Below are 14,468 nucleotides of genomic sequence, written 5' to 3'. Positions count from 1 at the left end.
AGCAGCACAGTCATGTAGGCGGCTCCGTCACGTCAGCGGCTCACTGGGCTATTCGACCGTGACGGACTTCGCCAGGTTGCGCGGCTGGTCGACGTCGAGGCCCTTGGCGGTTGCCAGCTCCATGGCGAAGATCTGCAGCGGAACGACCGCGAGGAGCGGTTCGAACAGCGGCGCGGCAAGCGGAATGTGGATCACGGTGTCGGCGAACGGCAGAACCGCGGCGTCGCCCTGCTCGGCGATCACGATGATGCGCGCGCCGCGGGCGCGGATCTCCTGGATGTTGGAGACCACCTTGGGGTGCAGGTGGGCGGAGCCGCGCGGGCTCGGCACGACCACGAACACCGGCTGGCCTGGCTCGATCAGCGCGATGGGGCCGTGCTTGAGTTCGCCGGCGGCGAAGCCCTCGGCGTGGATGTAGGCGAGTTCCTTCAGCTTGAGCGCGCCCTCGAGCGCGATCGGGAACCCGACGTGGCGGCCGAGGAACAGCACCGCGCGGGTGTCGGTCATCCACTTGGCCAGCTGCGCGACGACGTCCGCCTGCTCCAGGGTGGTGGCCAGCTTGGCCGGGATGGACTGCAGCTCGGCGGTCTGCTCGGCGAGTTCGGCAGCGGTGAGGCTGCCGCGCACCCGGGCCAGGTGCAGCGCGAAGAGGTAGAGCGCGGTGATCTGCGCGACGAACGCCTTGGTCGAGGCCACGGCGACCTCGGGGCCGGCGTGAGTGTAGATCACGGCGTCCGACTCGCGAGGGATGGTGGCCCCCTGGGTGTTGCAGATGGAGATGGCCTTCGCGCCGGACTCGCGGGCGTATTTGACCGCCATCAGGGTGTCCATGGTCTCGCCGGACTGGCTGATCGAGATCACCAGGGTGTCGGGGTCGAGCACCGGGTCGCGATAGCGGAACTCGTGGCTGAGTTCCACGTCCACCGGCACGCGGGCCCATTTCTCGATGGCGTACTTCGCGGTCTGGCCGGCGTAGGCGGCGGTCCCGCAGGCGATGATGACGATGCGGCGGATGCTCGCCAGCTCGTCGTCGCCGAACTCGGTGAGCTCGGGCACCGCGACGATGCCCTCGGAGATCCTGCCGCGCAGGGTGTTGGCCACGGCATCCGGCTGTTCGGAGACCTCCTTGGCCATGAAGCTGGACCAGCCGCCCTTCTCGGACGCGGAGGCGTCCCAGGCGATGTCGAATTCCTCGGTCTCGACGGTGTTGCCGTCGAAGTCGGTCACGACCACGGAATCCGGCGTGATGGTGACGATCTGGTCCTGGCCGATGGCCACCGCGCGGCGGGTGTACTCGACGAAAGCGGCGACATCCGAACCGAGGAAGTTCTCGCCGTCGCCGAGGCCGATCACCAGCGGCGAGTTGCGGCGGGCGCCGACGACCATGCCGGGCTGGTCCTGGTGCACGGCGAGCAGGGTGAACGCGCCGTCGAGGCGCGTGACGACCGCGCGGAAAGCCTCCCCCAGGTCGCCGGTGCGCTGGTACTCGCGGCCGAGAAGCACCGCGGCCACTTCGGTGTCGGTCTCACTGTCGAAGCTGAAGCCCTCGGCGAGGAGCTCGTCCTTGAGCGGAGCGAAGTTCTCGATGATGCCGTTGTGGATGAGGGCGAGTTTGCCGTTGTCGCCGAGGTGCGGGTGCGCGTTCTGGTCGGTGGGTCCACCGTGGGTGGCCCAGCGGGTGTGGCCGATACCGGTGCGGCCGTTGCTGATCGGGTGGTCCCGCAGCTCGCTGGTGAGCATCGCCAGCTTGCCGGCGCGCTTGGCCGTGTTCAGCTGGCCGTCGGCGTCGATGACGGCGATTCCAGCCGAGTCGTAGCCCCGGTATTCGAGTCGGGCGAGTCCGCCCATGAGTACTTCGAGGCTCTTGCTGTCTCCGACATATCCCACAATTCCGCACATGGAATACGATTTTAGTCGGACTAAGCTTGGAGCAATGTCCGAGGCGGCTCACAGCGACGCGACCAACGGCCACAGCACCCCCTTCGTTGAACTCGACCGGGCGGACTGGGCCGCCTTGGCGCCATCGACGCGACTCCCCCTCAAGGAGACCGAACTCGTGCAATTGCGAGGCCTCGGCGAACCGCTGAATCTCAACGAGGTGACGGATGTCTACCTCCCGTTGTCGAGGCTGTTGAACCTCTACGCCGCCGGCGCCAGCCAGCTGCACCGGGCCACCAGCGACTTCCTCGGCGAGCGCGCGCGGCGCACACCGTTCGTCATCGGCGTGGCCGGGTCCGTCGCGGTCGGCAAGTCGACCATCGCCCGCCTGCTGCGCGAGCTCCTCGCCCGCTGGGAGGACACACCGCGGGTGGAGCTGGTGACCACCGATGGGTTCCTGCATCCCAACGCCGAACTCGCCCGACGCGGCCTGATGGAACGGAAGGGCTTCCCAGAGTCGTACGACCGTCGCGCGCTCTTACGGTTCGTGACGAAGGTGAAGAGCGGCGCCACCGAGGTGCGCGCCCCGTTCTACTCGCACCTCAGCTACGACATTGTTCCCGACGCCCAAATCGTGGTGCGGCAGCCGGACGTGCTCATCGTCGAGGGACTGAATGTGCTGCAGCCGCCGTCGACCGGGCGTGGATTGTCGGTCAGTGACCTGTTCGACTTCACTGTTTATGTCGACGCGCGTACCAGCGACATCGCCCGCTGGTATGAGGACCGCTTCCTCAAGCTGCAACGCGGGGCGTTCAGCAACCCGAAGTCCTACTTCCACCGGTACTCCACGCTCAGCGAGCCCGAGGCGCGCGCGAAGGCCGCTGAGATCTGGCGCAGCATCAACGAGCCGAACCTGCTTCAGAACATCAGGCCGACCCGGTCCCGTGCCACCCTGGTGCTGCGGAAGGACTCGAACCACGCCGTGTCGAAGGTGCTCCTGCGTAAGGTCTGACCCGACGCATCCGTTTCACCCCGTCGTTCGCGCGGAGTCACGTTCGCGTCCGGTCACCCCCGTTCAGCCGCCCTTGGCTGTTCGCCCCTCGTCCAGCCGCCCCGTCCGTTCGCGCTGCGGTTTTTGCCACACGCGCATGGCAGGCCCCCAGCGTGTGGCGAAAACCTCAGCGTGAGCGGGATGGGCCGATGCTGGCGCCGACGCCGATGCCAACACCGGCCGCTTCCACGGCGCGGCCGCTAGTTTCGGCGGGACCCCGGATTCCGACGCCTCTCACAACCGCCCACACCGTCGCGCTGCGGTTTTTGCCACACGCGCATGGCAGGCCCTCAGCGTGTGGCGAAAACCTCAGCGTGAGCGGGAGAGCGCGGGACGCTAGTTGGCGAGGCGCTCGCGCACCACGTCGGCCAGCTGGTGAGCGAGCCGATCGGCGGTCGGCTGGTCGGCCGCCTCCACCATGACGCGCACCATCGGCTCGGTGCCCGACGGACGCAGCAGCACCCGTCCGGTGTCACCGAGTTCAGCCTCGGCCTCGCGCACGGCGTCCGCGATCACGACGTCGGACTTCAGTCCGTGGTGGTCAACACCGCGCACGTTGATGAGGATCTGCGGGAATACGGTCATCACGGCCGCCAGCTCCGCGAGCGTCTTGCCAGTGCGCGCCATCTCGGCGACCAGGTGCAGCCCGGTGAGGATGCCGTCGCCGGTGGTGGCGTACTTGGTCATGATCACGTGCCCGGACTGCTCGCCCCCGAGGGAGAGGTCGTCGGCGTTGAGCTCTTCGAGCACGTAGCGGTCACCCACTTTGGTCTCGACCATGCGGATGTCGTTTGCCGCCATGGATTTGCGCAGCCCCAGGTTGCTCATCACGGTGGCCACGAGGGTGCGGTCCTTCAACAAGCCGCGCTCGGCCATCGACACGGCGAGGATCGCCATGATCTGGTCGCCGTCGACGATGTTTCCGTCGCGGTCGACAGCCAGGCAGCGGTCGGCGTCGCCGTCGTGGGCGATGCCGACGTCGGCGCCGTGTTCGAGCACTGCGCGGGCCAGGTTGTCGAGGTGGGTCGAGCCGACCCCGTCGTTGATGTTGATGCCGTCCGGGTCCGCGCCGATCAGCGTGACGCGCGCACCGGCATCCGTGAACACCCGGGGAGACGGGCCGGCCGCCGCACCATGGGCGCAGTCGAGGACGACGTGGATGCCGTCGAGGCGGTGGGGCAGGGTGCCGAGGAGGTGCACGATGTACCGGTCCTCGGCATCGGCGAAGCGACGGATGCGCCCCACGTCACCGCCGATCGGCGTGAGCTTGTCCTGCTCTGAGCCGAGCAGGGATTCGATGCGATCCTCGACCTCATCGGGCAGCTTCGTGCCGCCGAACGCGAAAATCTTGATCCCGTTGTCGGGTGCGGGGTTGTGCGATGCGGAAATCATCACGCCGAAGTCGGCGCCGATGTCGGCGATCAGGAAGGCCGCAGCCGGGGTGGGGATGACGCCGGCGTCGAGCACGTCGACGCCGGAGCTGGCGAGGCCGGCCGCAACGGCGGCGGAGATGAACTCACCGGATATGCGCGGGTCGCGGGCGACCACTGCGACGGGTCGCCGTCCCTGCGCTTGACGCTCCTGTGCGCGACGGCCGCGGGTCAGCACCGCGGCGGTCGCCTGGGCGAGGCCCAGGGCCAGGCTTGCCGTGAGTTCACGGTTAGCCAGGCCCCGGACGCCGTCCGTGCCGAAAAGTCGGGGCATTACAGCCGGTTCCGACTTTCGGTTAGCGCTTGGAGAACTGAGGCGCCTTGCGGGCCTTCTTGAGACCAGCCTTCTTGCGCTCCTTGACGCGGGCGTCACGGCTGAGGAAGCCGGCCTTCTTCAGGGTTGCGCGGTTGTTCTCTTCGTCGATCTGATTGAGCGAACGGGCGATGCCGAGGCGCAGCGCGCCGGCCTGGCCGGAGGGGCCACCACCGGTGATGCGGGCGATCACGTCGTAGCCGCCCATGAGGTCGAGCACCTTGAACGGGTCGTTGATCAGCTGCTGGTGCAGCTTGTTCGGGAAGTAGTCCGCGAGCTCGCGGCCGTTCACCGTGATCGTGCCGGAGCCGGGGACGAGGCGCACGCGGGCGATGGCCTGCTTGCGACGGCCCACGGCAGCGCCGGGAACGTTGAGGATGGCGCGGGGCGCCTTGGTTGCGGTCTCAGCGGGAGTCTCTGTCGAGTAGCTCTCCGGAGCCGCGTCAATCTGGTCTGCGATCTTCGCCACGATGGTGTGAATCCTTTTTTCTTGAGTGTCTGAGAAGTCTGGGGACCGGCGCTACTGAGCGACCTGGCTGAGGGTGTACGGCTTGGGCTGCTGAGCGGAGTGCGGGTGCTCCGGGCCTTCGTAGACCTTGAGCTTGGTCAGCTGGGCGCGGCCGAGCGAGTTCTTCGGCAGCATGCCGCGAATCGCTTTCTCAACGGCGCGCGTCGGGTGCTTCTCGAGCATCTCGGCGTACGTGGTTGCCGTCAGCCCGCCCGGGTATCCCGAGTGGCGGTAGGCCTTCTTCTGGTCGAGCTTGGAGCCGGTGAGGGCAACCTTCTCGGCGTTGACGATGATCACGAAGTCGCCCATGTCCATGTGGGGAGAGAACGTGGCCTTGTGCTTGCCGCGGAGGAGAACGGCGGCGTGGCTGGCAAGACGGCCGAGAACGATGTCGGTGGCGTCGATGACGACCCAATCGTGCTGGACTTCACTTGCCTTGGGGGTGTAGGTGCGCGTCACTGTTGTGCTGCTTTCTTGTGTTCGAACGGAGGTGTTCGTGAATCCCGCTCCGGGCGTGTTCCTGTGAGAGGAACACAAACGATGGAGGGCTCACGTTCGTGTGTCGCGCTGCAAAACGCAGACACCAAGGGTCTATGTTACGCGGCTGGGCACCTTTCACGCAATTCGTGCGCGGCCGCCCTCCGCGAAACCGCACTACGCCCTCCGCGAGAACGCACTAGTTGGGGTTATCCCGCCCTCATAACCCCAACGAGTGCGGTTTCGGCGGGGTGGGAGGGGGCAGACGGGGGTGAGCGGATGCTACTCCTCGGGGAGTTCGCGGCGGGCCCGGGTCTGCACGGCGCGCATCGCCAGTTCCGCGTCTTCCGGGTAGCCGACCTGGGTGAGGGTGAGCCCGTGCGCCTGCATCACCTTGAACTCGCTGGTGCGCGCCCGGTCGATTCGAAGGTCAACCAGCCGGTCGCCGGGTAGCTTCCCCTCCCCCACCGCGACGGTGGCGCCGACCAGGGCGCGCACCATGCTGTGGCAGAAGGCATCCGCTTTGAGGGCGGCGACCAGCACGCCGTCCGCCTCGCGGCGCCAGCGGAAGTCCTGCAGGGTGCGGATTGTCGTGGCGTGCGGGCGGGGTTTGCAGTACGACGCGAAGTCGTGCAGGCCAACCAGGGTGCCGGCGGCCGCGTCCATGGCGTCCAGGTCGAGGGCAGCCGGATGCCACGTGGTGCGCAGCCGCTGCAGCGGGTCGTGGAACGACCCGGTGTCGGCGATCCGGTACTCGTACCGGCGCCACAGGGCGGAGAATCGCGCGTCGAAGCCGGCCGGCGCCACGCTTGCGCCACGGATGACGATGTCCGGCTGGGTGACGAGCACGCCGGCGATCCGGCGTTTCACCGCCGCGTGCAATTCGAACGGCACCTTGGGCTTGCCCTTGCCGCGCCGGCGGTGCACCAGCGCGAAGACCTGCTCGTCGGTGAGGTCGAAGTGGGCGACCTGGCCCACCGCGTGCACGCCGGCATCCGTTCGACCGGCGACGACGAGCGTCGGCGCCGGAGGGTGGCGTCGCAGGATTGTGGCCAGTGCGCCCTCGATCTCGCCCTGCACCGTGCGGTAGCCAGGCTGCCGGGCCCAGCCGTTGAACCCGGTGCCGTCGTAGGCGATGTCCAGCCGGATCCGGGTGGCTCCTTGGTCATCGGGGTCGGCAGCACTCACATCCGCCAGTGTATTGCGCCCCGGCGGCTGTCCCACCGCCGTGCCGGTGGCCGGCGCCTCAAGGCGGTCGGATGCGCCGGCGACCGGGCGACCGGGCCGACCGGGCGGACGGGGCGGACGGGTGGACGTCCCCTCCGGTTCCCCGCCCGCGCCGGCAGGCCGACCTGATCATCGCCGGCACAGATTCGGAGGACGACATCGTGGCGGCGCGGGCCGTACGCCGCTGCGCACACCGAACGCACCGGCATCCGTCGCCCGCGGCGCACCGCGCGGGCTGAAGGCCGCAGCGCGTGCCGAGTTCAACGCGCGATACGGCGTTCGACCCGCGCCGCCGCATGCGGCCGCCGACCGGCGAAGCAGAGCTGGCGCCCGCGAAACCAGAGAGGGGCCCGACCGAAGTCGGGCCCCTCTCAGAACGATGGTGTCGCGATTACTTCTGCGCGGCGTCCTGGCCGGACTCGGCCTCGGCGTTCTCGGCCTCGGCCGACTCGGCGTCAGCCGACTCTGCAGCGGCGGCCTCGACGCCGGCTTCGGTCTCAGCGACCTCGGCCTCGGCGGCGGCGGTGTCCTCGACAGTGGTCTCCTCGACCGGCGCGGCAGTCTCATCAGCCACAGGCGTTGCGGCCTTGGCGGAGGTCTTGGCCGGCTTGGCCTTGGCGTTAACGGGCTCGAGAACGAGCTCGATCTGCACCATCGAAGCGTTGTCGCCCTTGCGGAAACCGAGCTTGGTGATGCGGGTGTAGCCGCCCTCACGCAGGGCAACCAGCGGCGCGATCTCGGTGAAGAGCTCGTGCACGACGGTCTTGTCGCCGATGGTGGCGAGCACGCGACGACGGGCGTGCAGGTCGCCGCGCTTGGCGAACGTGATCAGTCGCTCGGCGACCGGACGCAGGCGCTTGGCCTTGGTCTCGGTCGTCTTGATCGACTTGTGGGTGAACAGGGCAGCGGCCAGGTTGGCCAGCATGAGGCGCTCGTGCGCCGGTCCACCGCCGAGGCGGGGTCCCTTAGTGGGTGTAGGCATTTTCGGTATTCTCCAGTATCAAAAATCGAAAGGCAGTCGGAAGCGACGCGCCTTAGACGGTCTCTTCGTCGTAACCGCTGTAGAAGTGCGCACCGTCGAAACCGGGCACGGAATCCTTCAGCGACAGGCCGAGCTCAACGAGCTTGTCCTTGACCTCATCCACGGACTTCTGACCGAAGTTGCGGATGTTCATGAGCTGGGTCTCCGAGAGGGCCACCAGTTCACTGACGTTGTTGATGCCCTCGCGCTTGAGGCAGTTGTACGAGCGCACAGACAGGTCGAGGTCCTCGATCGGAATCGAGAGCTCGTTCGACAGCACGGCGTCGACCGGCGCGGGGCCGATCTCGATGCCTTCAGCAGCCGTGTTGAGCTCGCGGGCCAGGCCGAACAGCTCGGTCAGCGTGCGACCAGCGGATGCGATGGCGTCGCGGGGTGTGATGGCCGACTTGGTCTCCACGTCGACGACGAGGCGGTCGAAGTCGGTGCGCTCACCGGCACGGGTGGCCTCGACGCGGTAGGTGACCTTGAGCACGGGCGAGTAGATCGAGTCGACTGGGATCTGGCCGGCCTCGGAGTACTCGTTGCGGTTCTGGGTCGCCGACACGTAACCGCGGCCACGCTCGATGGTCAGTTCGAGTTCGAACTTGGCCTTGTCGTTGAGGGTTGCGATGACCAGCTCGGGGTTGTGCACCTCGACGCCGGCCGGAGCCGAGATGTCGGCGGCCGTGACCTGGCCGGAGCCCTGCTTGCGCAGGTACGCGGTGATCGGCTCGTCGTGCTCGCTGGAGACGACGAGGCCCTTGATGTTGAGGATGATCTCGGTGACGTCTTCCTTGACACCGGGAACGGTGCTGAACTCGTGCAGCACGCCGTCGATGCGGATGCTGGTGACAGCGGCGCCCGGGATCGAGGAGAGCAGGGTGCGACGAAGCGAGTTACCGAGGGTGTATCCGAAGCCGGGCTCGAGGGGTTCGATGACGAACCGTGAACGGAACTCCGAGATGTTCTCTTCGGTGAGCGTTGGACGCTGTGCAATAAGCACTATTGATTCCTTTCGGCAAAGTGTCCGCTATATGACACTTAGATGAGGTTTTGAGTTATGAGTCTCGACAAGCTCGACAACCGAGATCGCCTGTGGCCAAGTCCCGACAAGCTCGACGACCGAATCCGGTGGTCGAGCCTGTCGGGATCGAAAAGGAATTAAACGCGGCGACGCTTGGGCGGGCGGCATCCGTTGTGCGCCTGCGGGGTCACATCGTTGATCGAACCGACCTCGAGGCCAGCGGCCTGAAGCGAGCGGATGGCGGTCTCGCGGCCTGAGCCGGGTCCCTTGACGAAGACGTCGACCTTCTTCATGCCGTGTTCCTGCGCCTGGCGGGCGGCCGACTCTGCGGCCAGCTGCGCGGCGAACGGGGTCGACTTGCGCGAACCCTTGAATCCGACTCCACCTGAGGACGCCCAGCTGATGACCGCACCGGTGGTGTCGGTGATCGAGACGATGGTGTTGTTGAAGGTGCTCTTGATGTGGGCCTGGCCCACAGCAACGTTCTTCTTTTCTTTCTTGCGCGGCTTCCGAACGGCCGACTTGGGTGCTGCCATGATTTCTCCTGAATCCTAAAGGCGAGGCTGCTAGGGCGAGGCCTAGCGGGCCTTCTTCTTGCCGGCTACGGTGCGCTTCGGGCCCTTGCGGGTGCGAGCGTTGGTTTTGGTGCGCTGACCGCGGACGGGCAGTCCCTTGCGGTGGCGAATACCTTCGTAGCTGCCAATCTCGACCTTGCGGCGGATGTCAGCGGCGACCTCGCGGCGGAGGTCACCCTCTACCTTGAAGGATCCTTCGATGTAGTCACGCAGCGCGATGAGTTGGTCGTCGCTGAGGTCCTTGACGCGGATGTTTCCATCGATTTCGGTGTCGGCGAGGGTCTTCAGTGCCCTCGTGCGTCCCACACCGTAGATGTAAGTCAGTGCAACTTCCACGCGCTTTTCGCGAGGAATGTCAACGCCGGCTAGACGTGCCATTGTGGCTTCTCCTGTTACTGAGTGGAGGTCTGTAGCAACTCCTGTGCATCGGCCTCCAACCGATGGTGTCACCCGTGAGGGTTCCCGGAATTGCTATTAATTGTGGTGTCTCAACAGGCTCGACAACCGAATCGGTGATCGAGCGTGTCGAGATCAGCCCTGGCGCTGCTTGTGACGCGGGTTCTCGCAAATGACCATCACGTTGCCGTTACGGCGGATGACCTTGCACTTGTCACAGATCTTTTTGACGCTGGGGTTGACCTTCATGGTGATTCCTTTTATTCGCTGTCTTCGTACCCGTGGGATGCCACGGGCCGTTACTTACAGCAACTGTTACTTGTAGCGGTAGACGATCCGGCCGCGGGTCAGATCGTAGGGGCTCAGCTCAACGATCACGCGGTCCTCTGGAAGGATCCGGATGTAGTGCTGACGCATTTTGCCCGAAATGTGGGCAAGAACTTTGTGGCCGTTCGTCAACTCAACGCGAAACATCGCGTTGGGAAGAGCTTCGACTACTGCGCCCTCGATTTCGATGACACCGTCTTTTTTGGCCATAGACTCACTGTCGCTCAAGGTATTGGTTGCTGGTCATGCGGATTGTGGTGAAAAAGGCACACCGCAAGCGGAGTGCCAGACACCAAGGGTCTATCTTATGGTATTTGGTGTCGGTTTGGCAATCTGAGGCGTTTCGCCCCTATAATCCCTCCCCGTTCCGCCGACAGCGAGCTGCCCGTCACCTGCATCCGGGCAGTGCCGTACCTAACCGCTGCTATTTTCACCGACAATGGCCAAAAGGGCCCAATTTGACCCCTTTTCAGGGAAATCCCAGCAGTTGCGCCCACGGTGGTAGCGCCGCGATGCTATCGTCGGCCTTCTCAACCACAGAGCCGTCAGCGGGTGAGTTCGGTGACCTGGCGGAGCGTCGGCTTGTCGATCACGGCGTCCCAGTCGTGGTGGCGCGCGACGAAGGCGGCGATGAACGGGCAGATCGGCACGATCCGCTTCCCGGTCGAGCGGGTGTCGTCGAGGGCGAACCTGGCCAGCACGGAGCCCAAGCCCTGCCCGGCGAAGGCATCGTCGACGACGGTGTGCACGAAGACCCGCTGGTCGCCCTGGTCCACGTATTCGGTGAATCCGGCCGGTTCCCCACCCGCGTTGATCGTGTACCGGCTACCGCTCGCGTCGTGGGCAACGGTGGGACGGTCGGCGCCGCTTGCAGTCATGCCCTCATCTTACGTAGCCTCGTCACACCGGGGCTGAAGAACTCTGAACCGCGGCTGCCTCGCCCGTCGCGATCACCGAAATTCAGGAAGGCGGCCGATAATCGCCGTTGTCCAGCAGTGCGCTGATCGGCAGCGCCGGGCACACGTGAGCGGGCTCGACGGATCTTCCTGAATTTCCGCGGGGCGGCCAGGGTGATCAACGCTTGGCTTCACTCACGACCGCGACAACATCGTCGAACAGCGGATGCGCCGGGTCAAGCCCGCATACTGCCGTCACGAACTCGGCCGGCGATGTGACGGCCAGCTGCTCGTGCAGCTCGACGCTCTGCTCGTCCTCCGGCACCCGGAACCGCAGCACGGCCCCGACCGCTTCGAGCAGCGCGGTCGGCGTGGTGCCGCCCTCGGCGATCTCGGCGGCCGGGCCGATGAACCGCTCGTGGCGGCTGAGTTTCCGCAGCGGCTGCCGGCCCACCCGTTCGACGGTGTCGGGGAGGGCGGGGTTGGCGAAGCGCCGCAGGATCTTCTCGCGGTACGCGCGCTGGGTATCGGCGTCGAGGCCGTGCTTGGCCATCAGCAGCGCGCTGGTCTCCTCGAGGACGCGACGGACGGCATCCGCTACCGCTGGAACGGCGAGGGCGTCGGAGATCGTGGTGACGCCGGCGCTGAAGCCGAAGTAGGCGACGGTGGCGTGACCGGTGTTGACCGTGAACAGCTTCCGTTCGATATACGGTTCGAGGTTGTCGACGAAGGTCGCCCCGGGGATCATCGGCGGGTTGCCGCCGAACGCGGGCGCCTCGATGACCCACTCGTAGAACGACTCCACGGTCACGTCGATGCCGGCGTCGTCGGCCTGCCCGGGCACGATCCGGTCGACGGCGGTGTTGGCGAAGACCGCGCGGCCGGCGACGTCCTCCCACCGGTCGGCGGCGATGGCTGACCTGACGTGCTCGGCGAGCTGGTCGGTGGCGTTGATGGCGTTCTCGCAGGCGAGGACCGCGAGCGGGGCGAGCCCGGCATCGCGTCGTTCGATCGCCGCCGCGATCACCGGGGCGACGAACTTCAGCACATTCGGCCCCACGGCTGTGGTCACCACGTCGGCCGTCGCGATCTCCTCGATCAGCTGGTCTTCCTGGGTGGCGCTGTTGAGGGCGCGGAAGTTGTCGACCACCCGGGTGACCGGCTCCTCCCCCGCCTCGTGCACCCGGTAGTTCGGTGCTGCGTTCAACGCGTCGATCAGCGCGGCGTTCACGTCGGCGAAGACAACCTCGTAGCCAGCCTCGTGCAGGAGGAGCCCGACGAAGCCACGGCCGATGTTGCCCGCGCCGAAGTGAACGGCTTTCATTCTGCGTTGACCTCCTCGAGCAGGGTGTAGATCTCCTCGCCGCTGGACGCGTCGATGAGCTTCTGCACCTCGTCCTCATCGGAGAACACGATGGCGATCTTGGACAGGATCTCCAGGTGCTCATTGTTCAGGCCGGCGATGCCGACGGCGAACTTGACCGGCTCACCGTCCCAGTCGACCGGGTCCGCGTAGCGCACCAGTGACAGCGCCGACTTGATGATCGAGTCCTTCGACTCGTTGGTGCCGTGCGGGATGGCGAGGAAGTTGCCCATGTAGGTGGAGACCGAGGCCTCCCGTTCCAGCATCGAATCGATGTAGTCGGGCTTGACCGCGCCGGCTTTGACCAGCAACTCGCCGGCCTCACGGATGGCGTCGTCGCGGGTGGTGGCCACGCCCGCGGCCACCACGTTCGCGGGTTCCAGGATGGTCACCGGTTCACTCCTTCGTTCGCGTTCTTGGCGATCAGCGCGACGACCTCGTCATACTTCGGGCTGTTCATGAAGTTCTCCACCGAGACGTGCACCGAATCCGGGGACTTCTCCCTGGCTCGTGCGGTGAGGTCCTGGTGGGTGATCACGAGGTCCGCGTCACCCTTCAAGTTCGCGATGGACTGGTTCGTCACCGTCACCCCGTCGATGCCCGCCTTCTTGATCTTGTTCCGCAGGACGGATGCGCCCATCGCGCTCGAGCCCATTCCCGCGTCGCACGCGAAGACGATGTTCTGGAGCTTCCGGCCGAGTGCGGGGTCAGCGTGGCTGACCTCGTCAACCTCGATAGCCGCGTTCGTGGCGGCGAGGTTGCCGAGCACGGAACTCGACTTGCCCTTGTTGGCCTCGGTCTGGGCGATCGCGGCCGAGAGGTCGCCGGCGTTCTCTGCGGCCAGGTCGCGCTTGCGGCTGGCCCGGAGGATGACCGCTGCAATCAGGAAGGAGACCGTTGCGGCAAGCACCACCGAGAGGATGACGCCGACGTAACTGTCCGGTGCGGTCTGGATCAGCACCGCGAAGATGCTGCCAGGGGACGCCGGTGCGCGCAGCCCGGTCTGGAAGGCGACGTTGACGGCGACGCCGGTCATGCCGCCGCCGATGGCGGCGAGCACCAGCAGCGGCTTCATCAGCACGTACGGGAAGTAGATCTCGTGGATGCCGCCGAGGAACTGGATGATGATGGCACCCGGTGCGCTGGCCTTGGCGATCCCGATTCCGAAGAACGAGAACGCGAGCAGGATCCCGAGGCCGGGGCCGGGGTTGGCCTCCAGCAGGAACAACAGCGACTTGCCGTTCTCCTGCACCTGCTGCACACCCAGGGGCGTCAGCACACCGTGGTTGATGGCGTTGTTCAGGAACAGGATCTTGCCCGGTTCGATGAAGATCGAGGCCAGCGGCAGCAGGTGGTTGGAAATCAGCCAGTCGACGACCGTCTCGAGGAAGTTGCTGAGGGCGGTGACGATGGGCGCGATTCCGAAGAACGCACCGAGGGCAAGGAGCGCCCCGAGGATGCCGGCGGAGAAGTTGTCGACCAGCATTTCGAAGCCGGGGCGGATCTTTCCGTCCCAGATGCTGTCGACCTTCTTCAGCAGCCACGCCGACAGCGGCCCGACGATCATGGCGCCGATGAACATCGGGATGCTGCTCCCGACGATCACGCCCATTGTCGCAATGGTCGCGATCACACCGCCGCGGGTGTCGTAGACCATCCGGCCGCCGGTGTTGGCGATCAACAGCGGCAGCAGGTAGGTGATCATCGGGCCGACCAGGCCGACGTACTGCGGGAACGTGGAGCCGTCGGCGTTGGCGGCGAGGGTGGTCGCGGCGCCGCTCCAGCCGATCGCGTCGGCGTTGCCGAAGCCGCCGAGGATCCCGTTGGGGAGCCAACCGGTGGCGATGAAGAAGGCGGTGATCAAGCCCCATGCGATGAACGCGGGGATGTTGGGCATCACCATCCCGCTGAGGAACGTGCCGAAGCGCTGCACATGCACCCGAGCGCCGGGGCGCTTCCTCTCGACTGACGTCGTTGTCATT

Annotated in this window: 17 protein-coding genes; 2 read left to right on the top strand and 15 right to left on the bottom strand. The window is 66.2% G+C overall.

Annotated features, from left to right (window positions below; all coding sequences use genetic code 11):
* Positions 1-48: 48 nt before the first annotated feature.
* Complete coding sequence (gene glmS, locus AB4Y94_RS11450; protein ID WP_441727946.1) at positions 49-1,899, bottom strand: glutamine--fructose-6-phosphate transaminase (isomerizing); 1,851 nt, start codon at positions 1,897-1,899, stop codon at positions 49-51.
* Between the two features lie 34 nt (positions 1,900-1,933).
* On the opposite strand from glmS, the gene coaA reads away from it, so the two are divergent.
* The gene (coaA, locus tag AB4Y94_RS11445; RefSeq protein WP_441727945.1) at positions 1,934-2,890 is read left to right on the top strand and encodes a type I pantothenate kinase; all 957 of its coding nucleotides are present in this window, start codon (positions 1,934-1,936) and stop codon (positions 2,888-2,890) included.
* Positions 2,891-3,265: 375 nt separating this feature from the next.
* Here the strand turns inward: coaA and glmM are convergent, their stop codons facing one another.
* The 4 genes from glmM to truA form a co-directional block, all read right to left on the bottom strand.
* Positions 3,266-4,633, bottom strand: a complete 1,368-nt coding sequence (gene glmM / locus AB4Y94_RS11440; RefSeq protein WP_441727944.1) for a phosphoglucosamine mutase — start codon at positions 4,631-4,633, stop codon at positions 3,266-3,268.
* Positions 4,634-4,655: 22 nt separating this feature from the next.
* A complete protein-coding gene (rpsI, locus tag AB4Y94_RS11435; protein ID WP_441727943.1) occupies positions 4,656-5,141 on the bottom strand; it encodes a 30S ribosomal protein S9 in 486 nt (161 codons plus the stop codon).
* 51 nt (positions 5,142-5,192) lie between these two features.
* A complete protein-coding gene (gene rplM / locus AB4Y94_RS11430) occupies positions 5,193-5,639 on the bottom strand; it encodes a 50S ribosomal protein L13 (protein ID WP_441727942.1) in 447 nt (148 codons plus the stop codon).
* 300 nt (positions 5,640-5,939) lie between these two features.
* Positions 5,940-6,845, bottom strand: a complete 906-nt coding sequence (truA, locus tag AB4Y94_RS11425) for a tRNA pseudouridine(38-40) synthase TruA (RefSeq protein WP_441727941.1) — start codon at positions 6,843-6,845, stop codon at positions 5,940-5,942.
* Positions 6,846-6,916: 71 nt separating this feature from the next.
* Between truA and AB4Y94_RS11420 the strand changes: the two genes are divergently transcribed.
* Complete coding sequence (locus AB4Y94_RS11420; protein WP_441727940.1) at positions 6,917-7,123, top strand: hypothetical protein; 207 nt, start codon at positions 6,917-6,919, stop codon at positions 7,121-7,123.
* A gap of 152 nt (positions 7,124-7,275) precedes the next feature.
* Here AB4Y94_RS11420 and rplQ read toward each other — a convergent pair whose 3' ends face one another.
* The 10 genes from rplQ to AB4Y94_RS11370 form a co-directional block, all read right to left on the bottom strand.
* On the bottom strand, positions 7,276-7,866 hold the full coding sequence (gene rplQ / locus AB4Y94_RS11415) for a 50S ribosomal protein L17 (RefSeq protein ID WP_441727939.1): 591 nt from the start codon (positions 7,864-7,866) through the stop codon (positions 7,276-7,278).
* A 52-nt stretch (positions 7,867-7,918) separates the two neighbouring features.
* Complete coding sequence (locus AB4Y94_RS11410; protein ID WP_441727938.1) at positions 7,919-8,908, bottom strand: DNA-directed RNA polymerase subunit alpha; 990 nt, start codon at positions 8,906-8,908, stop codon at positions 7,919-7,921.
* 158 nt (positions 8,909-9,066) lie between these two features.
* Positions 9,067-9,465 (bottom strand): 30S ribosomal protein S11, encoded by a 399-nt coding sequence (gene rpsK, locus AB4Y94_RS11405; RefSeq protein ID WP_022883249.1) that lies wholly within the window; start codon positions 9,463-9,465, stop codon positions 9,067-9,069.
* A 42-nt stretch (positions 9,466-9,507) separates the two neighbouring features.
* Positions 9,508-9,882, bottom strand: a complete 375-nt coding sequence (gene rpsM / locus AB4Y94_RS11400; protein ID WP_441727937.1) for a 30S ribosomal protein S13 — start codon at positions 9,880-9,882, stop codon at positions 9,508-9,510.
* A gap of 153 nt (positions 9,883-10,035) precedes the next feature.
* Complete coding sequence (rpmJ, locus tag AB4Y94_RS11395) at positions 10,036-10,149, bottom strand: 50S ribosomal protein L36 (RefSeq protein WP_022883251.1); 114 nt, start codon at positions 10,147-10,149, stop codon at positions 10,036-10,038.
* Between the two features lie 66 nt (positions 10,150-10,215).
* Positions 10,216-10,437, bottom strand: coding sequence for a translation initiation factor IF-1 (gene infA / locus AB4Y94_RS11390; protein ID WP_022883252.1), 222 nt, complete (start codon positions 10,435-10,437; stop codon positions 10,216-10,218).
* Positions 10,438-10,772: 335 nt separating this feature from the next.
* A complete protein-coding gene (locus tag AB4Y94_RS11385; protein WP_441727936.1) occupies positions 10,773-11,105 on the bottom strand; it encodes a GNAT family N-acetyltransferase in 333 nt (110 codons plus the stop codon).
* 196 nt (positions 11,106-11,301) lie between these two features.
* Positions 11,302-12,447, bottom strand: a complete 1,146-nt coding sequence (locus tag AB4Y94_RS11380) for a mannitol-1-phosphate 5-dehydrogenase (RefSeq protein ID WP_441727935.1) — start codon at positions 12,445-12,447, stop codon at positions 11,302-11,304.
* Positions 12,444-12,878, bottom strand: coding sequence for a PTS sugar transporter subunit IIA (locus AB4Y94_RS11375; RefSeq protein ID WP_441727934.1), 435 nt, complete (start codon positions 12,876-12,878; stop codon positions 12,444-12,446). The genes AB4Y94_RS11380 and AB4Y94_RS11375 overlap by 4 nt, the downstream gene beginning before the upstream one ends.
* A complete protein-coding gene (locus tag AB4Y94_RS11370) occupies positions 12,875-14,467 on the bottom strand; it encodes a PTS mannitol transporter subunit IICB (protein ID WP_441727933.1) in 1,593 nt (530 codons plus the stop codon). The genes AB4Y94_RS11375 and AB4Y94_RS11370 overlap by 4 nt, the downstream gene beginning before the upstream one ends.
* Position 14,468: the final 1 nt, after the last annotated feature.

This window comes from Glaciibacter sp. 2TAF33 (assembly GCF_052114945.1).
Classification (GTDB): domain Bacteria; phylum Actinomycetota; class Actinomycetes; order Actinomycetales; family Microbacteriaceae; genus Cryobacterium.
The sequence above is the reverse complement of the archived record's forward strand: the minus strand, read 5'-3'. Positions and strand labels throughout refer to the sequence as shown.